The organism is Streptomyces decoyicus (genome assembly GCF_019880305.1).
GTDB lineage: Bacteria > Actinomycetota > Actinomycetes > Streptomycetales > Streptomycetaceae > Streptomyces > Streptomyces decoyicus.
Window position 1 is genome coordinate 3641268 of the sequence record NZ_CP082301.1, and the last position, 23409, is coordinate 3664676.

General features: G+C 71.6%; 17 protein-coding genes and 1 pseudogene. 8 read left to right on the forward strand and 10 right to left on the reverse strand.

Annotation, left to right across the window (positions count from 1 at the left end):
* Positions 1–13 precede the first annotated feature (13 nt).
* Entirely contained in the window at positions 14–316 is a 303-nt protein-coding gene (locus K7C20_RS15855) for a hypothetical protein (protein WP_150127163.1), read from the forward strand.
* Between the two features lie 170 nt (positions 317–486).
* Here the strand turns inward: K7C20_RS15855 and K7C20_RS15860 are convergent, their stop codons facing one another.
* Positions 487–4866 (reverse strand): FtsK/SpoIIIE domain-containing protein, encoded by a 4380-nt coding sequence (locus tag K7C20_RS15860; protein ID WP_107083328.1) that lies wholly within the window; start codon positions 4864–4866, stop codon positions 487–489.
* A 262-nt stretch (positions 4867–5128) separates the two neighbouring features.
* Here K7C20_RS15860 and K7C20_RS15865 point away from each other — a divergent pair, with 262 nt between their 5' ends.
* Positions 5129–6070 carry a hypothetical protein gene (locus tag K7C20_RS15865; protein ID WP_053208602.1) on the forward strand — a complete coding sequence of 314 codons (942 nt, stop codon included), beginning with the start codon at positions 5129–5131 and terminating at the stop codon, positions 6068–6070.
* A 3-nt stretch (positions 6071–6073) separates the two neighbouring features.
* Here K7C20_RS15865 and K7C20_RS15870 read toward each other — a convergent pair whose 3' ends face one another.
* The 4 genes and pseudogenes from K7C20_RS15870 to K7C20_RS15885 all read right to left on the reverse strand — a co-directional run bounded on the left by K7C20_RS15870 (position 6074) and on the right by K7C20_RS15885 (position 8403).
* The gene (locus K7C20_RS15870; protein ID WP_030077520.1) at positions 6074–6658 is read right to left on the reverse strand and encodes a sigma-70 family RNA polymerase sigma factor; all 585 of its coding nucleotides are present in this window, start codon (positions 6656–6658) and stop codon (positions 6074–6076) included.
* 145 nt (positions 6659–6803) lie between these two features.
* Positions 6804–7583, reverse strand: a complete 780-nt coding sequence (locus K7C20_RS15875; RefSeq protein WP_053208601.1) for a LamG domain-containing protein — start codon at positions 7581–7583, stop codon at positions 6804–6806.
* Between the two features lie 260 nt (positions 7584–7843).
* A pseudogene (locus K7C20_RS15880) lies at positions 7844–7972 on the reverse strand (response regulator transcription factor); the annotation flags it as partial.
* 26 nt (positions 7973–7998) lie between these two features.
* Positions 7999–8403, reverse strand: coding sequence for a hypothetical protein (locus K7C20_RS15885; RefSeq protein ID WP_222892616.1), 405 nt, complete (start codon positions 8401–8403; stop codon positions 7999–8001).
* 6 nt (positions 8404–8409) lie between these two features.
* Between K7C20_RS15885 and K7C20_RS15890 the strand changes: the two genes are divergently transcribed.
* Entirely contained in the window at positions 8410–8757 is a 348-nt protein-coding gene (locus K7C20_RS15890) for a hypothetical protein (RefSeq protein ID WP_053208600.1), read from the forward strand.
* A 9-nt stretch (positions 8758–8766) separates the two neighbouring features.
* Complete coding sequence (gene recQ / locus K7C20_RS15895) at positions 8767–10890, forward strand: DNA helicase RecQ (RefSeq protein WP_030077512.1); 2124 nt, start codon at positions 8767–8769, stop codon at positions 10888–10890.
* 345 nt (positions 10891–11235) lie between these two features.
* On the opposite strand, the gene K7C20_RS15900 is transcribed toward recQ, so the two are convergent.
* Together K7C20_RS15900 and K7C20_RS15905 are read right to left on the reverse strand one after the other, a co-directional pair.
* Positions 11236–12510: a sensor histidine kinase gene (locus tag K7C20_RS15900; protein ID WP_030077510.1), complete on the reverse strand. Its 1275-nt coding sequence runs from the start codon at positions 12508–12510 to the stop codon at positions 11236–11238.
* The gene (locus K7C20_RS15905; RefSeq protein ID WP_245170962.1) at positions 12507–13247 is read right to left on the reverse strand and encodes a hypothetical protein; all 741 of its coding nucleotides are present in this window, start codon (positions 13245–13247) and stop codon (positions 12507–12509) included. The genes K7C20_RS15900 and K7C20_RS15905 overlap by 4 nt, the downstream gene beginning before the upstream one ends.
* Before the next feature lie 356 nt (positions 13248–13603).
* Here K7C20_RS15905 and K7C20_RS15910 point away from each other — a divergent pair, with 356 nt between their 5' ends.
* Positions 13604–13888 (forward strand): hypothetical protein, encoded by a 285-nt coding sequence (locus K7C20_RS15910; protein WP_030077506.1) that lies wholly within the window; start codon positions 13604–13606, stop codon positions 13886–13888.
* 206 nt (positions 13889–14094) lie between these two features.
* Here K7C20_RS15910 and K7C20_RS15915 read toward each other — a convergent pair whose 3' ends face one another.
* Complete coding sequence (locus K7C20_RS15915) at positions 14095–14931, reverse strand: isocitrate lyase/PEP mutase family protein (RefSeq protein WP_053208599.1); 837 nt, start codon at positions 14929–14931, stop codon at positions 14095–14097.
* 735 nt (positions 14932–15666) lie between these two features.
* On the opposite strand from K7C20_RS15915, the gene K7C20_RS15920 reads away from it, so the two are divergent.
* Positions 15667–16056: a hypothetical protein gene (locus K7C20_RS15920; RefSeq protein ID WP_030080641.1), complete on the forward strand. Its 390-nt coding sequence runs from the start codon at positions 15667–15669 to the stop codon at positions 16054–16056.
* Between the two features lie 262 nt (positions 16057–16318).
* On the opposite strand, the gene K7C20_RS15925 is transcribed toward K7C20_RS15920, so the two are convergent.
* Together K7C20_RS15925 and K7C20_RS15930 are read right to left on the reverse strand one after the other, a co-directional pair.
* The gene (locus K7C20_RS15925) at positions 16319–17752 is read right to left on the reverse strand and encodes a glycosyltransferase family 39 protein (protein WP_245170960.1); all 1434 of its coding nucleotides are present in this window, start codon (positions 17750–17752) and stop codon (positions 16319–16321) included.
* A 335-nt stretch (positions 17753–18087) separates the two neighbouring features.
* Positions 18088–21195, reverse strand: coding sequence for a D-alanyl-D-alanine carboxypeptidase (locus K7C20_RS15930; protein WP_457852757.1), 3108 nt, complete (start codon positions 21193–21195; stop codon positions 18088–18090).
* Between the two features lie 225 nt (positions 21196–21420).
* On the opposite strand from K7C20_RS15930, the gene K7C20_RS15935 reads away from it, so the two are divergent.
* Both K7C20_RS15935 and K7C20_RS15940 read left to right on the forward strand, forming a co-directional pair.
* Positions 21421–22182, forward strand: coding sequence for a GOLPH3/VPS74 family protein (locus K7C20_RS15935; protein WP_053208596.1), 762 nt, complete (start codon positions 21421–21423; stop codon positions 22180–22182).
* A 287-nt stretch (positions 22183–22469) separates the two neighbouring features.
* A complete protein-coding gene (locus K7C20_RS15940; RefSeq protein WP_078952867.1) occupies positions 22470–23333 on the forward strand; it encodes a helix-turn-helix domain-containing protein in 864 nt (287 codons plus the stop codon).
* Positions 23334–23409 lie beyond the last annotated feature (76 nt).

The following is a 23409-nucleotide window of genomic DNA, read 5'->3' on the forward strand; positions in this document are numbered from 1 at the left end:
GAAGGGGTGTCGTATGAGTAAATTCTTGGCGAACGCATCGGACGAGGTGCTGGAGCTGCTGGACGAAGTCGCCGACGAGATGGTCTCCCTGTTCTCCATCTCGGAGGCGGAGGCCGTGGCGCGTATCAACGCCCAGTGGCCGGAACAGCAGTTCCTGGAAGAGAGCGACATCATCCTGCACGAAGACGCCTACTACTGGGCTCTCTTCATCTACTACGACGGAGAAGTGCCCGACTGGGCCCCTTCCGCGGACCGCTCTTCATGGGTACCTGCCCCCAAGCCTCAAGCAGGAACCGATAACTGGACTCTTGGCTGATTCCATGGCCGGTGCGGGGGACGGCCGGACCGTCGCGGACGGCCTGCCCTCCCGGGTAGTGGTTGATGACTGGTTGCACTCGCACCTCGGACACCTCAAGAAGGCCCCTCTCACCAGCGTTTCCGCTGGTGAGAGGGGCCTTCCCAGGTGTCACGCAACCCCGCGGGACCTCAGCTCTCGGCCGACGGCAACTCCGTCTCCGGAACCTGCACCGTACGCAGCACCCCGTCCCCCAGGTGCAGGATCGCCCGGCCCGGACGGGTCGCGCCCAGGCGGCTGCGGGGCACCTTGACGCCGATCAGTTCGCCGTCGCTCATGTTCTGCGGCTTCAGCAGCAGTCCGCACCGGTTCCGGCGGGCCTCGGTGTGCCAGCCGGAGAAGCCGGAGGAGAGCCGGTCGGTCTGCCCGGCGATCACCAGGCCGCGGCCGGTCTCGGCACCGGACTTGGCGATCTGCGTGAGGACGGGCTCGGCCTTCGTCTTCAGCAGCAGGTCGGCGTCGTCGAGGAGCACCACGGCCCCGTCGGGCGCGGAGGCGAGTGCCGTCTCCAGGGCCGTGGGGTCGAGCTCGGCCTCGTCGAACACCGCGAGCACGCCGGGCCGTCCGGCGAGGTGCCGCAGCGGCGAGCGGGCGGGGGCCCCGACCACGATCGGGGTGCCGGCCGTGAGCAGCGCCAGTGCCAGTGTCGACAGGACGGTGCTGCGTCCCGAGCGGGCGGGACCGGCGACGAGGAACGTCGGGGTGACGGTGAAGTCCGGCCCCAGCGCGGTGAGTTCGTCGCCGCCGACGCCGGCCAGCGCCCATCGCGAGGAGCGCCTGGCCGGGACGAACCGGGCGGCCTCCTCGAAGGTGAGCCTGTCCGGCAGGGTGTCGACGCGGAACGGCCTTGTGGTGGCCGGGAGATGAGCCGCCTGTTCGCGGCAGTACTCGGCGATCTGCTGGAGCGCCCCGGCCTGCGCCTGGCCCTCCGGGTTCGGCGTGAGGAGCGCGATCTGCACCTCCGCCTTGTCGGCGGCGCGGAAGGCGCGGCCCGGCGGGATCTCGTCCGGCACGTTGCGCTGGGTGATGCCGATCTGCCCGTACTCGGACTTCTCGTTCAGCTTGAGGACGAGCTTGTCCTCGGTGGAGCCGTTGACCCGGCTGGAGAACAGCGCCCGGTCGCCGGTCATCAGCAGGTGGATGCCGACGCTCGCGCCGTCCCGGAGCAGGGTGAGCACGGCGTTCAGCAGGTTCCCGGAGTCGTACTCGCCGAGCTGCTTGTCGAAGACCTCCCAGCGGTCGATGAACAGCACGATGTGCGGGGGACGTTCGGCCTCCGGCAGGGCACGGCGCAGCTCCGCCAGGTCGGCGCTGCCGCGGGCGGCGAGCATCTCCTGACGTCGGCCCAGTTCCTCGTTGAGGCGGGCGAGGAGTCGGGCCACCCGGTCGGGCTGGGTGCGCTGGGTGATGGCTCCGCAGTGCGGCAGGCCCTCGATGGGCAGCAGCGCGCCGTTGCCGCAGTCGATGCCGTACATGTGCAGCTTGTCGGCGGGGTGGGCGAAGGCCATGGCGCCTGCGATGGTGCGCAGCGTCTGCGACCTGCCCTGGCGCGGCGAGCCGATGATGTGCAGGTGTCCGAGCGTCGCCGGGTCGATCACCAGGGCCTGCCGGGCCTGTTGCGCGGGCAGGTCCACGACGCCGTACGCGACGGGCGCCAGATCGTAGTCCGAGGGCGTGGGCGGGGGGAGTTCGCCGGTGACGAGGACCTCGGGCAGCGGCGGCAGCCAGGGGCTGTGCTGCGCGGGGATGCCCATCTCCCGGTCCGCGCCGCGGATCGCCTCGACGAGCCCGGTGAGGTCGGTCTCCACCTCGGCGGGCGCGGCCGCGGCGCGGGGGCGCGTCGGGAGCGGTTCGCCGAGCCGTTCCCAGCCGACCGCCACCGCCCAGGGCGCAGGCAGCGAGACCGCCGCGGCGCCGGGCCTGCGGCCGCCGACCCGTCCGGACTGGAACGGCACGAGGGAGTTCTGGCCGAGCCGTACGTACGCACGGCCGGGGGTGCCCTGCGAGATCCCGGCGGCCTCGGAGGAGTTGATGACGTCCTGGCTCTCGCCGGAGTCCGTCACCCGGAGCGCGATACGCAGGTTGGTGTTGGCGCGGATCTCCGAGGAGACGACGCCGCTGGGGCGCTGTGTCGCCAGGATCAGGTGGATGCCGAGGCTGCGGCCCCGCTGCGCGATGTTGACCAGGCCCTTCACGAAGTCCGGCAGGTCGCGCACCATCGAGGCGAACTCGTCGATGACGATGAGCAGCCGGGGCATCGGGGCGTGGCCCGCCGGGTTGCGCTCCAGCAGCTCGATGTAGTCCTCGATGTCCTTGGCGCCGGCCGCGGCGAGGATGTGCTCGCGCCGGGTGAGTTCCGCCGTCAGCGACACCAGGGCCCGCTCGACGAGGTGGGCGTCGAGGTCGGTGACCATGCCGACGGTGTGCGGCAGGTTCACGCAGTCCTTGAACGCGGAGCCGCCCTTGTAGTCGACGAGGACGAACGTCATCGCGTCCGGACGGTTCGCCACCGCGAGCGAGGCGACCAGCGTCTGGAGGAGTTCGGACTTGCCGGAGCCGGTGGTGCCGGCGACCAGCCCGTGCGGGCCGTCGCGCTTCAGGTCCAGGAAGAACGGGCCGTCCAGGGAAACGCCGACGGCCGCCCGGGTCGAGCGGCCTCCGGCCGTCCAGCGCGCCCGGATGCCGGCGGCCTGCGGCGGGTCGAGGGCGAGTACGTCGAGCAGCCGCGCGGAACCGGGGAGCACCGCGGCCTCTTCGTCTGCCCCGCCCGGGTCCCGCAGCGGGCCCATCGCACGGGCCAGCGAACGGCACCAGTCCAGCGACACCACGTCGGGCCGGATGCCCCCTACGGTGCCCCTCCCGGAGCGTCCCACACGCACGGTTCCGCCGGGCTCCTCGGCGACGACGGCGTGGCACTCCTCGGGCAGCAGCCGCTCCTCGGCGTCCAGGCAGACCGCGCGGACGCCGACGGACGGCCCGTCGCGCAGGATCTGCGCCACGCCGGGCAGCGAACGCAGCCTGCGGGCCCCGTCGAGGACGACTAGCACATCGGGCCCGGCGGTCCGGCTCCGCCGGTCCTCCCGTCCGGCGCGCTCGGAGATCAGCGCGGTCAGTTCGGCGACCCGCCGGGCGCAGGTCTCGGTGCCGTAGCCGATGCTGGCCGGGGTGTCGCCGGACTTCTTCCGCACGTGCGGCAGCCAGCGCAGCCAGGACCAGCCGTCGCGTCCCGGGCCGCCGGTCGTCAGCAGGTGGATCTGGAGGTCACGGGGGCTGTGCAGGGCGGCGGCCTGGGCGACCGCCCACCGTGCCACGGCGCGCGCAACCGGGCCCTCGCCCGCGATCCCCAGGACGTCGTGCTCCCGCAGCGGAACGGTCACCGGGACGTCGTACGCGGTCCACGGGTCCTGGCGGCGGTGTTCGTCCTTGGTCGGGTCGTGGAGCACCACGTCGGAGGGCAGGTCGGCGGTCCCGATGCGCAGTTCCAGGAAGTCGGCGTCCGAGGTGCGGCGTTCCCACAGGCGGTGCCGGGGGCCGACGGCGGTCAGGACGACCTCGGCCGGGTCCGGGAAGCCGCGGCGCCGGGCGGCGCGTTCGGCCGCCAGGGCCTGCTCCGCGTCGCCCTCGATGCGCGCCTTCTTCTCCTCGTACGCGGCGACCTCGCCGGAGTGGGACTGACGTCCGTTGCGCCGGCTCATCAGATAGTTGCCGACGATCACGACCGGCGAGAGCAGCCCGAACAGCAGCATCGTCGGGCGGCCGAGCATCGTCGCCCCGGCCACCGCCATCACCAGCGGGGCGGCCGCGGCGAGCCACGGGAGCGGCCGGGCGGCGGGCGACGCGGGCGGGGAGGGCAGGGTGAAACGGGTGGCGTTCTCGGCCGGCCGCAGCCGCGGCGGCCGGTTGTAGTCCCAGCCGGTGCCGTCCTCCGACGGCTGTACGGCCGCGTCCGGCCGCTGCGGGAGGGCGAGTTCGAGCAGGCAGCCGCCGACGAGGAGCTGCGCGCCGGCCGGCCAGGCGGTGGCCGCGGCGAGGTCCTCGCGGTCCAGTTGCAGGGTGCCGCCGTCCGGCGCGGACGCGTCGGGCGCCACCCGGCAGCGTCCTTGGGGGCCCACCGTCAGGACGGCGAACGGACGGGCCGGTACGGCGCGCAGCACCTGGGCGGTCCCGTCGTGTGCCAGTCCGATCCGGTACTCGCCGATGTCGAGCCGGTGCACCGCGCCCGCCCCGGTCCCGCCGACCGCACGGACCTCCACCAGACCGTCCGGTTCGGCCGACGCGGTGCCCGCCGGGCGGCCCAGGCCCACGATGGCCGCGTGGCGGAGCGGCGAGTCCCGCAGCCGCAGGTCCGCGGGCAGCAGCCGGTCGCCGGCGTACAGGCCGAGGCCCTCCGGGGGCCGGTGGACGCCTCCCGCTCCGGCCAGCGCCTCCGCGACGGCACCCACGGGCGTGTCGGGGTCGGCGTCGAGGTGGACGTCGAAAGCGTCACCGTCCCCCTCGACCACGGTCAACATCAACGACACGAAAACGTCCTCCAGCCGGCGTGAATGGGGAGCCGCGGGAGCCCTGCTCGGAGGGCTCCCGCGCCACTGACGGGACCTACGGCGCCCGTCCGCGGATGGTTCACGGACCCGTCCGTGAACCGACCGTGAACCATCCGCGGGCGGGCGCCGTAGTGGCCTTCGGGTACCTGGCACCGCGACATTGCCGCGGCGCCGCCCCCGCTATCGACCGTCCCGGCTCCGCCGCCGGGGCGTCCCGACAAGGAGTCAGAAGATGATCTGGTACGTCCTGGCCGTGGTGCTGGGGCTGGCGCTGATCGGGGCGGTGGCCGCGCTGATCGTCACCGAGCGGCGGCCCCGCCCGCCGAAGCCCGCCGCCGCATCGGCCGCCGTCGTGGGGCGGGAGGCGCTGGACGTGGTCAACGCGGGCCTGCGCCGGCTGACGGGCGAGTGCCTGCGCTCCGGCCGGTCGCTGCCCGACCTGTACGCCGTCGTCTACTCCGAGGAACGCCTCGGACTGCTGCTGGCCGGCCCGGAGGAGTCCGCCCCCGCGCCCTGGACCGCCGAGACGGACGGCGAGCGCTGGACGATCTCGCCCGACGACCTGCACCGCCCCGGCCCGGAGGGCGAACCGGCCCTGCCGTACGCGCTGACGGTGACGGTGGGACTGGACGGCGCCGACCGGGTGCTGGTCGACCTCTCCCGGGCGGCCGGGCCCGTCTCCGTGACCGGCCCGGACGAGGAGGTGCGCAGCCTGGCACAGGCCGTCGTCGCCGAGGCCCTCGCCGGCCCGGTGGGCGCGCTCGCCGAGGTCACCCTGGTGGGGTCCCTGGCCGGAGACGGGTTCATGGCCGGCGACGCGCCGCGGACCTCGCGGCTGCACACCGCGGCCAGTCTGGAGGAGGCGTTCGCCAGGGCGGCTTCGGCGGGCCCGGGAGCGCCGGAGCCCGGATCGTCCGACGTCACCCAGATCTTCCGGCTGATCGAGGGCAGCAGCCGGATCGCCGTCCAGGGCGAGGCGCCCCACCTGTTCGTCGTGGACGCCTCACAGCTCCCGCGACGGGAAGGGGCGTTGGACGGCCTGCGGCGCGGGGACGCGCTGCTGGTGCTCGGCGACGCGCCCGCGGGGTGGCCCTGGCGGGCCGGTGCGGACGGATCGCTCGACACCGGACCACTCGGCCTGGAGATCACCCGGCACGCGGGGCGTTTCGCGTGAGTCTCATCCGGCGGCCCGGTCCTGGCCGCCCGCGTGCAGCCCGCGGCTGTGCAGCGCCTGCCGCAGTGCGCGAGCGGCGTAGTACGTCCGCGACTTGACCGTGCCCGGCGGCACGCCGAGGACCCTGGCCGTCTGGTTGACGCTGCGCCCCAGGTAGTGCACGTGCAGCAGGACCTCGCGCTGTGGCGGCCGCAGGTCCTGCAACGCCTCGATGAGCACCTGGGAGGTGAGGATGTGGTCCACGTCGTCGGACACCGGCAGGTGGGCGAGTTCCGGGTCGCCGGCCTCCGGCGGTCTGGCCTGGCGGGCCCGGTGACCGTCGATCACGAGGTTGCGCAGCACAGTGAACAGCCACGGCCGCGCCGAATCCGCGGTCGGGTCGAGCTCCCCGGCGTGACGCCAGGCGCGTATCGCGACTTCCTGGAGGACGTCCTCGGCGCGGTGCCAGTCGCCCCCCAGCCGCCGCGCGGCGAACTGCAACAACGCGCTGCCGTGGAACTGGTAGAGGGCTCTGAGGAACTCGTCGGGACGGAGTTCCGCGGTGCAGGGGCGGGATATGCGGTCTTCGGTCGAAGCACTGGCCGACAAAGGCCTTTTCCTCTCCGGTCGTCTGTGGGGAAGTCGGCTTCCGCCGGCCGCGGGAAAGCCGGCGGGCGCCGCCACGAGCGGTCGTTCGCTCCGTGCGGCGTGTCCGCCGGCCTACGGCGGGGGTGAACCCGCCCCGGTACCGCCGTCAGCCCGGTTCGCGGGAGGAAAGCGAGCTCACCTCACGGGATGTCAGTTCCCGGTCGTAGACGTGCACATCGGCGACATCGCCCTTCCAGTGGTCGGCCGCCTTGCCGTCGAACTTGCCGCGTCCGATCACCACAGAGCCGGTGGGCTTCACCGTGCTGGAAGCTTCTCTGCTTCCCGCGAGCCGGCCGTCCACGTAGATCCGCATCCGGTGGTCCTGCCGGCTGTACGTGCCGGTGAGGTGGTACCAGCGGCCGGCCTGCGGCTGCTCGGCCTTCTCCGCGACGGTACGGGCGCCGGTGAAACTGAACGCGAAGTTCTGGTCCTGGCCGGAGTACTGGAGGAAGAACGTGCTGAACCGGTCGCCGTCCTGGGACAGGGCGGTGTGCAATCCGTTCATGCCCTCGGGGGTGAGCCGCACCCGTGCGGCGACCGAGTAGTCCTTGCCGGCGGTGTCGATCCGGGAACCGGTGTCCGCGTATCCGCTGGTGCCGTCCAGCCGCAGGGCGCCGCCCTCGGGGCCGTCGGCCCACTGCGTCCCGCCACTGACGACGGCGTCGCGCTCACCCGCCTTCGCGGTACCGGACCGGTGCAGGGGCCACCACCCGTCGCCGCGCAGCGACCCGGCGTCAGCACCCGGGCTCTGCGCGGCCGGTGTCCCCCCGGCCTGCTCCTTCCCGGACTCCCCGGCCCCCTGGCCGCGCACCAGTTGGATGACGACAAAGGCCAGCGCGACGGTCAGTACGGCAATCGTGGTGATGAGCGACCATCTGCGCGTCATGAATCTCCCCGGGACGTGTGGCATACAGGTGTCACTGGAGACCACGTGTCCGTTCCGGAAGTGGTTCAACGTGCACGCAAGTCTGACAGGCCGGTGAGACAGCAGGCGGGGGCGCCCCTGAATGTGCTGTCGTGCGCGGGAACATGCGGCGACACCACGGTATGTGCAGTTCAATGCGGTTCGTTGGGATGCTCCGCCGACGCGGGCCCGCCGTCCGACGGCCCTTCCGCGGCCCCCTCCCTGCCCTCTTCATGGCCCCTTCATGGCCCCGGCAGGACCAGCCCCGTTTCCCAGGCCCATGCCGCGATCTCCACCCGGTTGCGGACGTTCAGCTTGGACTGGATGTTGGCGAGGTGGGTCTTGACCGTGCCCGCGGAGATGAAGAGTCGCGTGCCTGAACCAGATTGAGGGCTCGTCATCGATACGGCGGTGGTCGACACGATCGCCGCAGTGCAAGGGAGTCCACCATGCCCGACTTCAGCTTCGCTTCCCCCTCCTCCCCCTCTTCTTCCACTACCTCCTCCTCCGTTACCTCCTCCTCCGTTACCTCCTCCTCCGTTACCTCCTCCTCCGTTACCTCCTCCTCCGTTACCTCCTCCTCCGTTACCTCCTCCTCCGTTACCTCCTCCTCCGTTACCTCCTCCTCCGTCTCCGGTCGCGGGTCCGCTCCCCTCGACGCCGCCGGGCTGCGGTCGGGGTGGCACTCGTCGCGGCCGTACTCGCCGCGGCGGCCGGGCTCAGCTCGTCCGCCGCCGCCACCGCTTCGGCCGTGTCTTCGTCGTCGGGCACAGTGGCTGGCGGGGAGAACGCGGCCGGACACGGCCGGGTGAGCGGCCAAGCCCGGGTCTTCTACCGCTACTCGCCCCACGACGACATCCGCTTCTCGGTCGACGTGAAGGCGGCTCCGTTCAGCCGGCCCGTCAGCGGGTTGCCACACGGAATGCCCGCCGATGCGCGCGGCACGGTGACGATCTACCACTGGTCGCCCGAGAAGAAGCAGGGCCGACGTACGGAAGCCTCGGTGGACTGCCTGGTCAGCGGGGGTGACAGCGCCACCCTCAGCGCCGTCGTCACCAGGTCGGAGGACCCGTTTCAGGGGATTTCGACCGGCCTGACCGTGCGGGGTGGTGAGAGTTATCCACAGGGTCGACGGCGACCCCCTCGGAACTCGTAGGCTTCAGGAATGGCTCTGGCGGACGTGGAAGTGGTCGTGGACATGGATGTGGAAGGCGCTTCGGACGCAAGCGAGGCGGTGCAGGTGCTGCGCCGGGTGTTCGGGTACGAGTCGTTCCGCGGCAGTCAGCAGGAGATCATTGAGCACGTCATAGGGGGCGGGGACGCGGTCGTCCTGATGCCGACCGGTGGCGGTAAGTCGCTCTGCTACCAGATTCCCTCGCTGGTCAGAGCCGGTGTAGGCATTGTCGTCTCGCCGCTGATCGCTTTGATGCAGGACCAGGTCGACGCTCTGCGGGCGCTCGGGGTGCGAGCCGGGTTCCTCAATTCGACACAGGATCTGGAGGAGCGGCGGCTCGTCGAGGCCGAGTTCCTGGCCGGGGAGCTGGATCTGCTGTATCTGGCGCCCGAGCGGCTGCGGGTCGAGCAGACGCTGAGCCTGCTGGACCGGGGGAAGATCTCGCTCTTCGCGATCGACGAGGCGCACTGTGTCGCGCAGTGGGGCCATGACTTCCGGCCGGACTATCTGGCGCTGTCGATGCTGCACGAGCGCTGGCCCGAGGTCCCGCGGATCGCGCTGACCGCCACCGCGACCGAGGCCACCCATACGGAGATCTCCTCCCGGCTGCGGATGGCGGACGCCCGGCATTTCGTGGCGAGCTTCGACCGGCCGAACATCCAGTACCGCATTGCGGCGAAGAGCGAGCCGAAGAAACAGCTGCTGGATCTGCTGCGGAACGAGCATGCGGGGGACGCGGGCATCGTCTACTGCCTGTCGCGGGCCTCGGTGGAGAAGACCGCGCAGTTCCTGGTGGAGAACGGCATTGCGGCGGTGCCCTATCACGCGGGACTCGACTCGCGGACGCGCGCCGAGAACCAGGCCCGGTTCCTGCGTGAGGACGGGCTGACCGTGGTCGCCACGATCGCGTTCGGGATGGGCATCGACAAGCCGGATGTCCGGTTCGTGGCCCATCTGGATCTGCCCAAGTCGGTCGAGGGCTACTACCAGGAGACGGGCCGCGCCGGGCGCGACGGCCAGCCCTCGACGGCCTGGCTGGCGTACGGGCTACAGGATGTGGTCCAGCAGCGGAAGATGATCGACGGGTCGGAGGGGGACGAGGCCCACCGACGGCGGCTGTCCTCCCATCTCGACGCGATGCTGGCGCTGTGCGAGACGGTGCAGTGCCGACGGGTCCGGCTGCTGGCCTACTTCGGCCAGGAGAGCAGCGCATGCGGCAACTGCGACACGTGCCTGGTCCCGCCGGAGACCTGGGACGGCACGGTGGCCGCACAGAAGCTGCTGTCCACGGTCGTACGGCTGAAGCGTGAGCGCGGGCAGAAGTTCGGCGCGGGCCAGATCATCGACATCCTGACGGGGAAGAAGACCGCCAAGGTCATTCAGTTCGATCACGACGGGCTGAGCGTCTTCGGGGTGGGGGACGACCTCCGGGAAGCCGAATGGCGGGGTGTCGTACGGCAGTTGCTGGCGCAGGGGCTGCTCGCCGTAGAGGGCGACTACGGCACGCTGGTGCTCACGGATGCGAGCGGCGAGGTGCTGGGCGGCCGGCGCGAGGTGCTGATGCGGCGGGAGCCGGAGAAGGCGGCGCGGGCGGCCAAGGCGAAGGCCAAGGGCAAGCGTGCGGCGCCGGCGGATCTGCCGGAGGAGGCGCTGCCGCTCTTCGAGGCGCTGCGCGGCTGGCGGGGCCGTACGGCCAAGGAGCAGGGCGTGCCCGCGTATGTGATCTTCCACGATGCGACGCTGCGGGAGATCGCCACCCTCCGGCCGACGACCACGTCCGAGCTCGGCTCGGTCAACGGGGTCGGCGAGAACAAACTCGCGAAGTACGGCCCGCAGATCTTGGATGTACTGGCGGGGCGGGAGGCGCCCGACGGAGCGGCCCCCGACGGCGAGAGCGGCGGAGGCGAGAGCGCCGGCGGGGCAGCGGCAGCCGAGGCAACCGGCGCGGCCAGAAGTGCCGGGGCGAATGGGAGCGCCGGGGCGGCCAGGAGTGCGGGCTCGGCCAGGCCGGGCGGGACAGCCAGGCCGACCGGGGCGACCGTCGATGGTCCTGCTGCGCCGGATCCCTTCGATGATGAGGCACTGCCGGAGCCGCCGGATGACATCGACTGGTGACAGCCCACCGTGGCCGGTGACAGCGCCCACCGTGGCCGGTGACGGCACCCACTAAGGCCCGGTGAGGTCGCCAGCCGACGGGCAGAAGCACCCACGGCGCCGGTGGGATCGCCAGCCGACAGACACAAGCACCCACAGGGCCGGTGCTGGGGGACTAGCCGACGGGCGGAAGCACCCACGGCGCCGGTGGGATCGCCGACCGACAGACGCAACCACCCACAGGGCCGGTGGTGGGGGCTACCGACAGACGCAAGCTCCCGCTGCTGGGTGACCAGCCGGGCTAGGCGGCCAGCCAGCCGGGGGAGCAGCCGGCCGGTCAGCCGGCCGAGCCAGTGGGGCGTCGGGTCATGGAGCGACGGGCGCGCCATGAGGCAGTCGGAGGATCGCGCGGGCGCCGCCGTCGGGGGCGTTGGTGAAGCGGAGGTCGATGCCCAGGACGGCGGACTGGCCGACGGCGATGGTCAGGCCCAGGCCGTGCCCCTTGCCGCGGCCCGGGGCGTCGGTGCGGAAGCGCTGCGGGCCGTGGTGCAACAGGTCGACGGAGTAACCGGGGCCGTGGTCGCGTACCTCGATGGTCGGTGGGCCGCCGGGCGGGGCGTCGACGGTGACGACGACCGGGGCCCGGCCGTGCCGGTGTGCGTTGATGACGAGGTTGGAGACGATGCGGTCGAGTCGGCGCCGGTCGGTCTCGACCACCGTGTCGGCGCCGATCCGCACGACGGTGTCGAGGCCGGTGGCGCGTACGGAGCCTTCGACCAGTGCCCCGAGGTCATACGCGGCGAGGTCGGCGTGCTCGGTGCCGGAGTCCAGCCGGGAGATCTCCAGCAGGTCCTCGGTGAGACGACGCAGCGCCCGCAGCCGATCGTTGATCATCTCCTTTGGCCGGCCCTCCGGCAGCAGCTCGGCCGAGGCGAGGATGCCCGTGAGCGGCGTACGGAGCTCATGGGCGACATCGGCGGTGAAGCGCTGTTCGGCCTGGAGACGGCTCTGTAGGGAGCCGGCCACGGAGTCCAGCGCCGCGGCCACCGCCGCCACCTCGTCCCGCCCCGCTGCGCCGCCGCCCGGCCCCTGATCTGCGTCGTGGCCGACCCTGGCATCCAGATCGCCGGCGGTGATACGGCGCGCGACCGCCGCCGTGATGCCCAGCCGTCGGCTGATGCGATGGGCCAGGAACAGTCCGGCGAGCGCGACGACCGCGGCGGCGAGCACGGCCGAGCCGAGGATGGCGGTGTCGAGTATCTCCAGGGAGCGTCGGGTGTTGCCATAGGGCAACCAGGCGGCCATGACCTGGCCGTCGGCCGGCGCCGCCGCCCACATGACGGGGCGGCCCCGATACGTCCCCACCATGGTGCCGCGTTGCCCGGAGCGCGCCAACCGGCGCAGTTCGGCGGGCAGTTCGGGCGGGTCGAGGAGGGAGTTGAGGCCCTCGCGGGAGGTGCCGTACTCGAAGAGTTCCAGGGCGCTGTCGAGGTTTGCGCGGGTCTCCTTGCGGACCTGGCCGACGGTCTGCCGGGCCACCGCGTTGTGGACGAGGACACCGAGGACGGCGGCGACCGCGCAGCTCACCGCCATCACGGTCAGCGCGATCTTCCAGCGGAGGGAGACCGCCGGGCGCTTCATGGGCTGCCGCCGCCGGCCCGCGGGGTCTGGGGCGTACGGGCGTCGTCGAGGGTGAGGTTCCACAAGCTCATCGAGTGGCCGTCCCAGACATAGTCGGTGACGCTGACGTAGCGCGGATCCTTGGTGGGCTCACGGATGACCAGATGCCCGGCCGCCAGGTCGACACCGGCCAGCACACCGCGCAGCACGAGCACCCGGGTCACCACCGTGCGCCGGACGCTGTAGACACGCAGTTCGCTGGTGCGGGGATCGAGGTCGACGGCCATGATCAGGTTCGCCTTGCCGTCACCCGTGATGTCGTGCAGCTCGGGGCGGCGTACGGCCTTCGGGGCGGGCGGCGTCCGGCCCTGCGCGGCGATGTCCGCGTCGAGCACGGCGAGCGGGTTCGCGTCCGCCATGGTGCCGCTGGGGATCCGCGGGACATTCGGTACGGGCACCAAGGCCACCGGGTTCTCGTCCCGGCGGGGCGGGGCGGGCGAATACTCCGGCCACAGCACCAGCGGCGCATCCACGTCCCGGGCGCGCCCCTCGCTCTGCAATCCCTCCACCCCCGCGCACCCCGCGAGGAGGGCAAGTGAGGCGAGGACGGCGAAGCCGGGGAGCACGAGGAGAGGGGAGCGGGGTGAGCGGGGTGAGCGGGGTGAGCGGCGGGAGCGGCGGGAGCGGCCGGGGAAGGAGAAGCGGGCGTTGCGGGCGGAGAGAGGGCGCAGAGCCGTGCGGGGTCGCAACCGTCGCATGTCGTCGCCACCGCCTTTACGCCTTGCCGCCGGGCCGGTGCACCGCCCGGCCCGGCCCGAAGGGCCCCTGGAACCGATCACTCGGGGTGACCACCCGCGAGGGAAGCGCTTTATATGCGGACGTAACCTGACACAACGCTATCCAAGATGATGCCGGGCGGAATCTTCAGATCGGCCGTTCTGACGGCTTTTGTAGCCTTTTGCCCCGGCTGGGTGGGCCCTCCTTCACACGACCGCCCCCAGAGATCTTGGCGACTGTTACACAACGTACGGATTACCGTTAAGGACACTCCGTAGCGTGGTTCTCAGAACCACGCCCCTACGGCGGCCCGAGCCGCCCACGACGAGGAGTACCCATGCCGGCCCAGCGCCGCTCCGTGATCCGTACCGCCACCGTCGCGACCGGCGCGCTGGCCGCCCTGCTGCTTCCCGCGGGCGCTGCCTTCGCCGCCGACTCCACTGTGCCCACGGAGAGCCGCAAGTCGATCATGCTGCCCGACAACGGACTGGCCGGCCTGGCCGAGAAGGCCGGCCATCTGCCCAAGGCCGGGGTGATAGGCGGTGCGGGTGCGCTGGGTGTGGCGGGCGCAATCGTCGTCGTACAGCGGCGGCGCCACGGCAGCCGGGGACACCAGGCCTGAGCCGCGACACCTGGGGCGACACCTGGGCCGCGACACCCAGACCCGCGGCACCCGGCCCTGGGGCCAGGCCTGGTGGGCCCGAGCCCGTGGGGGCCAGCCTGTGCGGCCCGAACCCGCGGGGGCCCAGCCTGTGCGGCCCGAGCCCGTGGTGGTCCAAGCCGGCGGACACGGCTACCGCGCATCCGGTCTCCACTCCCCGCTCGCCCTTACTCCTCCCCCGCCACCAACCGCTGCACCTCCCCATAGCCCAGCGCCTCGCCGCCCGCCCCGGCCGCATCCGTCGGCCCCTGGCCAGTACGGATGGCGTCCGCCGCCGTGAGAGTGGCCTGCAGGGCCGTACGGAAGAGCAGCGAACCGGTGCTGATGCGGCGTACGCCGAGCTCCGCCAAACGGCTGACGGTGTGCCGTCCGGGGGCGAAGAGGATGTTCAGCGGCGCGGGGATCTCGGCGACCAGGACCGATACGTCCTCGTCGGCGGTGACGCCCGGCACGAAGATGCCGTCCGCGCCCGCGGCCAGATAGGTCTCGGCGCGCTCCAGCGCCACCGACAGCGGCGGCGGGCTGTCCGTCAGCCAGTGGGTGTCGACGCGGGCATTGAGGAACAGGCCCGGCGCCCGCTCCTTCACCGCGCTGATCAATTCGGCCTGGCGCACCGGATCCTGTAGCCCTTCACCGCCCGGCAGACCGTCCTCCAGATTCAGCCCGGCGGCCCCGGCCTCTGCCAACTCGGCCGCGAGATCACCCACTTGGCCTGGACCGCCGCCGAATCCGCCCTCCACGTCGACCGTGTACGGGCAGGCCAGCCGGCCATTGAGCCGCAGCGCGAGGGCCAGCGTCGCGTCCCGGACCTCGGCGAGCCCGCGCCCGTCCGGGTACCCGTGGGCCGCGGCGACGCCCAGGCTCGTCGTGCCGACCGCCGCGTATCCGGCCCCGGCGAGCGCGGCGGCCGAGATGACATCCCAGGCGTTGGGCAGCAGCAGCGGCTGGTCGGCATGGTGCAGCGCATGGAAGTGGAAGGTGGCGTACTCCGGGGAGGTGCTCATACGGGCACCGTAGGCCGGAGTCCCTTCGGTAGGCGCCGAAGACTCGCGGCGGACAGGGCAGTCATGACCACTCCGGCGTACAGCACCCCGCCCGCACGGCTGGCAGCACCGCTCGCGGAACGCACCCCTTGGCGGCGGTCTGGACGGCCGTCCGGGGCGTGACGGTCACCGATGCCGTGACCGGGCGGGGGCTGCTCGACCGGGACGGCGGGTTCGCGCTTCCGACGGGGCAACGGGTGCGGACTTCCACCGGGACGGCTGGTACGCGCCTTCACCGGGACGACGGGCCCCAGCCTCCGCCGGGACGGCAGGTACGCACCTTCACCACAACGACTTGCCCAAGCCTCCGCCGGAACGACGGGTACGCACCTTCACCACAACGACGAGCCCAAGCCTCCGCCGGGACGGCCGGTACGCACCTTCACCACAACGACGAGCCCAAGCCTCCGCCGGGACGGCCGGTACGCGCTCGCCGACGCCGGACGGGGAAGCGGCGGCCCCGAGGTGAGCAAGCGCCTGCGCCCACCCGGACCGCCCTGGCCCGAGCCGTCTCCTCCCGACCCGTCTCCTCCCGCCCCGTCGGCACCCTCGTACCAGCGCCCGCACCACCACCCGCACCACCGCCCGTCCCTCCCCCGGGCCCCGATTCCCCGAACCCCGATCTCGCCCCGCACCCTCCCCCCCCGCCCCGAAATCTCGGTTCCCCCGCCCGCCCCTCCCCCGTACCGTACGAGCATGATCGACACGCCGCGCCCGGACGAGGCCGCGCCCGCCACCCGCACCCTCTGGCGCCCCACCGGCCCCGAGGAGCTCGCCCTGGTCGAGGCCTCCGGCTGGCGCGCCTGGCCGCCGCGCCTGCCCGACCAGCCGATCTTCTATCCCGTACTCAACGAGGACTACGCGATACGGATCGCCCGCGACTGGAACGTGCCGGCCTCCGGAGTCGGCCATGTCACCCGCTTCGAGATCGAGGCGGACTTCGCCGAGCGCTATCCGGTGCGTCAGGCGGGCGGCGAGACGATCCTCGAACTCTGGGTTCCGGCGGAGGAGTTGGCGGAGTTCAACCGGCACATCGTCGGGCACATCGAGCTCGTACGCAGCTTCCACCCACCACAAGGGGAATGACGGCAGCCGGGCACTCCGACCCCGGTCCGTTGCGGAGGCCGACATGCCGCACTTCGCGCACTGTTACGCCACGGATCCGACGGCCGCGCCGGATGTGGCGCCGCGGGCGCCGCACCGGACGTGGCGCTACGGACAGCCGCGCCGTACGTGACTCTGCGGTGGTCGGCGTCGGCGTCAGTATCGGTATCGGCGTCGGCGTCGGCCTCGTATCGGTATCGGCCGTCAAGGGCACCCGGGGGCACCCGGGGCCCCCAGGAAGCTACTACCCGCCCCCACCACAAGCCCCCGGCCGCCCGTACACCGTGATGCGGGCGCCTCGGACCTGTGTGCTGCGGCAGATCCCGAACGCCTCGTGCAGAGTGGTCCGTTTGGCGATTTCCTGGTCGTTGTCGTCGGCCGGCTGGCCGTCCGGGTCGCCCGCGACGACGATCCGGCGGGCGGACAGCATCCGGGATCGGATCGCCTCGCCGGACCGCTCGGTGCCGTAGAGGGTGTGCGAGGCCAACGGGCTCTCGGCCAGGGCGAGATCGTGCAGCCCGCGGAAGTCGCGTGGCAGGGTCGCCCGCCAGACCCGCCTCCGGGACGGCATGAACAGCAGCCCGTCGCCCGGCTCGGCCACCTCCCGTATGGCGTGCGCAATCGCGGTGACATCGTCGACCCGGCTGTCCGGGCTGCGCAGATGGACGTTGACGGGCAGCAGCACCGCCACGATCAGCACCACCGTCATCGTCCACCGCAGCCGCCGGCCACGGGTCTGGCCCAGCTCACCGGGCGGCCGCAGCAGCCGCGCCAGTGCGGCGCCCGCGAGCAGCGCGAACCCGACGACGTAGTAGAGGACATAGCGGTCCACGTAGGCGGGTTCGACATGGGAGAGGAGCAGCAGGAGCAGGGTGGGCAGGAGCAGCAGGGGGAGGCCGAGGGCGCGCAGTCCGATCGGGCCGCGGGAGCGGATCCGGACGCGGGTGCAGGCGATGCCGAGGACCGCGAGCACGGCGAAGGTCAGCAGCTGAACGGGGTCCGGCCACATGAGCCAGCTGATCTGCGCCGACTGCCGGGTGCTGAACACCGCGAGCGGGGCCAGACCGGCGAGAACGGTGACCGCGGCGAGCAGCCAGGAGCGCAGTACCCGGCGGGGCAGGCGCGCGAGGATCACCGCGGCGCCGTGTGCGGGCAGTGCGAGTGACGCGAACTCGTGCAGCAGACAGGCGAACAGCATCAGCGTCGTATAGCCGAGCCACAGCTTTCGGCGCGGGCGGGCGGCGGCCAGCACCAGCAGAAGGCTGGCCCAGACGACCAGCGCGCAGACCATCGCGTACGAGCGGCCTTCCTGCGCGTACTGCTGCACGACCGGGATCAGCGCGAAGGTGCAGCCCGCGAGCAGCCCCGCGCGCCGGCCGACCAGGCGCTCCCCCAGCAGGGCGACGCCCGCGGCGGCGGCGGTCATCGCGGCCACGGACGGCAGCCGCAGGCCGACCACCTCGCCGAAGACGCCGCCGAGGGTGACGTCGTAGATCCGGAACCAGAGGTGCATCAGCGCGTAGTAGAGACCGTGGACGACATCGACGTGCTCCAGCGTGGGCCACAGGTCGGCCAGGCTGCGGTGCGCCATGTCGTAGGTGACCGCCTCGTCCCGCCAGATGGCGTCCTGCCTGCGGACCCCCCACGCGCCCAGGAACAGCATCAGCCCGGAGGGCATCAGCACCACCGCGCCCTGCGCCGCCCAGGCACCGCGGGCGGCCCTGGCGGACGCATACGTCTTCTGCGCTTGCGCTACGTCGATGACGGGCTCCGGTCACGCACGGGACGGACGGACAGACAGTCAGAAAGGCAGGCTCACGATAGAGCGGGCGGCCGCTCGACGACCAGACGGGCGAGCAGGGCGGCCACGGCCGGCCACCGGGGAAAGAACGCACGCGGTGGCCGCGGGACATGAGGGGATCAGGCCCCCGGAACCGGGCGGTGACGGTGAACCAGGGGCCGCGTGCGGCGATCCGGGGGGCGCGGGCCGAACGCCCGCGGCCCCCGGCCCGCTCAGGTGATGCGGACCAGCTTCGCTCCGAAGGACGGCTCGCCGAGGTCCTTCTGCAGAGCGACCGGGACCTTCTGGCTCCTCTCGCCGTTGCCGACGGTCAGCACACCGACCTCGGTACCGGCCTTCGCGGTGTGCGGGACGGTCTTGCCCCCGTCACCGACGCTCAACTCCAGCTTCTGGCCCGGGACTCCGACTGCCTTCAGGTCCTTGGTGGCGACGACCGGCGTGCGCCCGTTCAGGCCGTCGTCGACATAGCCGACGACCTGGCCCTTCTTCACCGCCGTGGTCGAGGTCAGCGCGTTGCGCACGGCCTCGATGACCTTCTGGCTGTTGTTCTTGACCAGGGTGAGGCTGTTGGAGCCGTTGGGGTCCAGGCCCTTGAAGTGCTGGTCCATCATCGTGCCCAGTACCAGCTGGTCCTTGCCGTCCACGGTCTTGTAGGCCGCCCAGGACAGCGTGCCGCCGGCCGCCGTGCTGGAGCCGGTCTTGATGCCCTTGATGCTCAGCCCGGCCAGCAGCAAGTTGTCGATGTTGCTGTTGATCCGCCCCGGCAGGCCCGGGATGTCGGCGTTGGTCATGGCGACGATCGGCCGGAAGGCGTCGAACTTCATGATGGCCTCGGCCAGCTTGAGCTGGTCGACGGCGGTGCTGACGGTCTTGGGGTCCAGGCCGCTGGGGTCGGTGTAGGTGGAGTTCTTCATGCCCAGGTCCTTGGCGGCGGCGTTCATCTTCTTGACGAACGCTGCCTCGTTGTCGGACTTGGTGTCCCAACGGGCCAGCAGCCGGGCGATGTTGTTGCCGGACGGGATCATCAGCATCTTGAGCATGTCCTGCTCGCTGAACTTCTGCCCCGCCTTGAGCCCCTCGATCCGGGACTCACTCGTGGAGCCGCCCTCGGCCACCGCCTTGGCGTCGACCTCGATCTTCGGGCCCTTCTCGTCCTTCTTGAGCGGGTGGTCCCGGAGGATGACATAGGCCGTCATGATCTTGGCCACGCTCGCGGTGGGCACCGGCTTCTGCGGGCCGAACGTCCCCAGGTCCCCGGAGCCCACCACCTTGACCGCCGCCTGCCCGTGCGCGGGCCACGGGATGGCGAGCTTGCCGCCCTCGAAGGTGAACGAGGATGCGGCGTCGCCGAGGGTGAGCGTCGGGTTGGGCAGCGGGCGCACCGCCTGGGCGACCACGAAGATGATCGCCAGCAGCACCGCCAGCGGGGTCCAGATCTTGAACCGGCGGGCGACCGTACGCAGCGGGGTCTCGGGCGGCGGCGGGGTGTTGGTGAGCTTCGCCAGGAGGTCGAGCGGCGGCAGCGGCTGCTGCTTGGTCCGCTCCGACTCGGGCAGCGCGGCGGGTCCGTCGGCGGCCGTGGCTCCCGCGGCGGGCGGCATCGCACCCGGGCGGCCGTCGGGCTTGGCCGGCGCGGCCGCCGGCACGGCGGAATTCGCCGGCTTGGCGGGCTCGACGGGCTTCGCGGGCTCGGCAGTGGGCAGCACGCCGGTGGCCTTGCCCTCCGGCTTGCCCGCTGCCTTGTCGGCCGTCCTGTCGGCCGTCTTGCCCTCGGGCTTGTCCGTGGGCTTCTCCACGGCCTTGTCGGCCGTACGGGCGGGCGTCCTGGGCGCCGTCTTGCCCAGCGACTTCCCGGCCGTACCGTCGTCCGCCGACTTCAGCGCCACGAACTGACTGGTCCGCTCGGAGTCCCGCTCGGGAGCGGCCGTCGCCTTGGCGTCGCCCTTGGCACCAGCCTTCGCCGCGCCCTTGGGATCGGCCTTCGCGGCGTCCTTGGAGTCGGCCTTGCCCTTGCCCTCGGACTTGCTGTCCGCCTTGCCGTGGCTCTCGGCCTTGGTCTGGCTCGCGGCCTTGCCCCTGGCTACGTCCTCGGCCTTGCCCGCGTCCTTGGCCTTGACCGCATCCGTCGCCTTGGCGGGCGGGTTGATCTTGAGTGTGGTGGTCGCCTGGTCGACGGCATCGGCCGCCGCACCCTTGCCCTTCAGCTTCGCGACAGCAAACACCCGGGTCGCGTCATCCACCGCCGACCCGTCGGCCTCACCCTCGTCGCCCTCGCCGCCGGCCTTGCCCTCAGCAGCAGCACCGACCCGCTCGTCGGACTTGCTCTTCTGCGGCCCGACGGTCTTGAACACGGCGGTCGGCTGATCGACGACCTTGGGCGCGGCCGGCGACTCGGACCCGGCCTTGCCCCCGGACTGAGCCTCCGCCCCACCCTTCGACTCGGCCTCAGGCGCGGACCCGGCGGACGCGGCGCCACCACCACCGTCGACCTCGCCGTCACCCTTGTCGTTGGCCTTGTCCTTGGCCTTGTCGTTGGCCTTGTCGTTGGCCTCCGGGGCAGCCTCCCCCTTCACAGCAGCCTCCGCGGCAGCCTTCCCATCCGCCTTCTTCCCAGCCTTGGCATCCGAGGAAGCGACGTCCGACGAAGCGACGTCCGAGGCCTTTACCTCAGCTGCATCAGCCCCCGCCCCACCCTTCGCCTCCGGCTTGGCGTCCAGCTTCGCGTCCGGCTTTGCTTCCGGCTTTGCTTCCGGCTTTGCGACGGCACCGTCAGCATCCCCGTCCACGTCATCGGCGCCGTCCGCGTCCTCATCGCGCGCGCCGGACGCCACGGAGGTCTCACCGTCACCGGCACCGGCCGCGACCTGGCCTTCACCTTCGCCGTCGCCCGCCCCGGCGCCCTCCTCGTCGCCACCGGCGACCCAGGCGGCCACAGCAGCCCGGAGGCGGTCGTCTCCGCCCTCGGCGCCACCAGGGCCCTCAGCGCCACCCTGAGGCGCCTCGGAAGCCTCGGAAGCCCCGGCCTCCCCAGCCACCTCGGACGAGTCCCCGGACTCCGCCCCGGACGCAGGCTCCGACGTCACTCCAGACCCCGGCTTCGCCCCGGATTCCGGCTTTGCCGCAGGCTTCGGCGCCGCCGCGGCCTCCGGCTCTTTCTCAGGCTTCGAGTCCGTGCCGGCCCCCGGTTCCTTTGCCGGCTCGGCCGGCTCCCCGCGGAAGGCCGACAGGCGCGGATCACGTTTGTTCCGCGCCGTCTTCCCCGACGACTGCTTCTTGTCCGACTTGTCGGGGGACTCGCCCGCCACCGATGTCTCCTTCATACGTCGCACTGCCTGCCTGGCCCAGTGTTTCCAAGTGTCCTGTGTCCGCGTGGCACCACCTCGCCGCCACGCGTACCGGAAGGCGCCGCACCCCACAGAAAGATGTCGCCGACGTGCAAGACGAGAACGACATACCTACCGGTTCCCTATCGAACCCCCCACGCACTCTCGACAGATGAATGTGAGAGGGGTCACCCTGTCATTCATCCACGCGGGGAGGCATGGATGGGCAGGAGCCGCAGAACAATTCCGGAGGAGCTTCTGCTGCTCGCTTTGGACCCGACGACGGGTACCACAGCGCAGCCGCAGTCGCTCGACCTCGGCCTGGCCGGGGCCCAGCTAGTAGAGCTGGCTCTGGCAGGACGGATAGCCCCAGATGGGGATCGTATCGCCGTGGTGATGGCACGGCCGACAGGAGATCCGACTCTGGACTCCGCGCTCGAACTGCTGCGCCGACGCGGCAGTCCGGTGCGCGCGGTCCACTGGATCGGCGGGCCCCGGCTGGGGCTGCGCCAGACCTACCTCACGCACCTCGAACGGTGCGGCATGGTGCATGCCGTGGCGGGACAGATGTGCGGGGTACTGCCGACGACGCGCTACCAAGCGACGGAGACGGCTATCAGCCGGGAAATCAGGGCCCGGCTGGACAACGCGATCCGCACCGGCGTACCCCCGGACCCGCGGACCGCGGCGCTTGCCGCGCTGGCCCATGCGGTCGGCCTCGGCAAGCATCTGTATCCAGGGAACGAAGGGCGTTCATCGCGCTCCCGTCTCCGGGATCTGATCCGACACGACCCGATGGGCGGGCTGGTCGCACATGCCGTCATGGATGTGCAGAACGGCGCCGTGGCCCAGCCTCGGCGGCCGCAGCCGGCCGGCGCGGGAGCCGTAGGGCAACCGGCGGTCCGGGCCACGGCTGAGCCGGCCGGTGCGCCGGGCCAGTCACGGCACGGCCACGGCCGGATGGCCCGGGTGGGCGCCCGCTGACGCCGTAAGGCGCCGTACGGCGCCTCCCGCACCACCGGTACAGCACCCGCACCACCGTCCCACGATCCCGTTCGGGAGCCGCAGCAAGAAGCGCGGGGTGGCGGGCCGACCGTTCTGGACGACGATCGGCCCGCCACCCCGCGCACATGCGCGGTCGCGCTTTCGCAATTCCGGTCCCAAATTTCCATCGTGACCACCTTGTCCGGCCATTTGCCAGCGCGGCGCGGACCGTTGGTGGCAGTCTGCTGAGCAGAAAACAGCAGTACGGAGCCGGAGGTGCACTTAGCGTGGCGTCCAACGTCAACCCCACCGTCAGACGACGCCGATTGGGCCAGGAGCTGCGCAGGCTTCGAGAGGCCAAAGGCATGACGGCAGAAGAGGTGGCGGACCGGCTGCTCGTCTCGCAGTCGAAGATCAGCAGACTGGAGAACGGACGTCGCAGCATCAGCCAGCGCGATGTCCGCGATCTGTGCGGGGTCTATGAGGTTGCCGATCAGCACATGGTCGAATCCCTCATGCAAATGGCCAAGGAGTCCCGTCAGCAAGGCTGGTGGCACGCATTCGGGAGCCTCTCGCCGAGCTACAGCGTCTATATCGGCCTGGAGGCCGATGCGCTCTCCGTGCGGAATTACGAGTCACTGCTGGTTCCGGGCCTCCTTCAGACGCCCGAGTACGCGGAGGCCGTGATCCGCGGGATGTGGCCCGAGGCCACTCCGGAGGACGTGGAGAGCCGGGTCGGCGTGCGCCTCAAGCGACAGCAGCGGCTGCACGCCTCCGAGACCCCGCTCCGCTTCTGGGCCGTGATCGACGAGTCGGCCACCCGTCGGATCGTCGGGGACCGCCAGACGATGCGCGAACAGCTCGAGCACCTCGTCGAGTTGAGCCAGCTCCCCCATGTCACCCTCCAGGTGGTCCCGTACTCGGTGGGGTCACACCCTGGTATGACCGGGACGTTCTCCATCTTGGAGTTCGACGACCCGTCCGACTCGACCACGGTCTATTTGGAAGGCGTCACCAGCGACCTCTACTTGGAGAAGCATGGAGACGTCCACAAGTACGGGATCATGTACGAGCATCTGCGGGCTCAGGCGCTGAATGCGGACGAGACCAGAAAATTCATCTCAGACGTGGCCAAGGAGTACGCCACCTGAGACCGCGGAGGCGGAAAGTACACCACCACCGCACCCGACGGAAGAGCACTCCGGTATATGTCATCCGGTCGAGTGA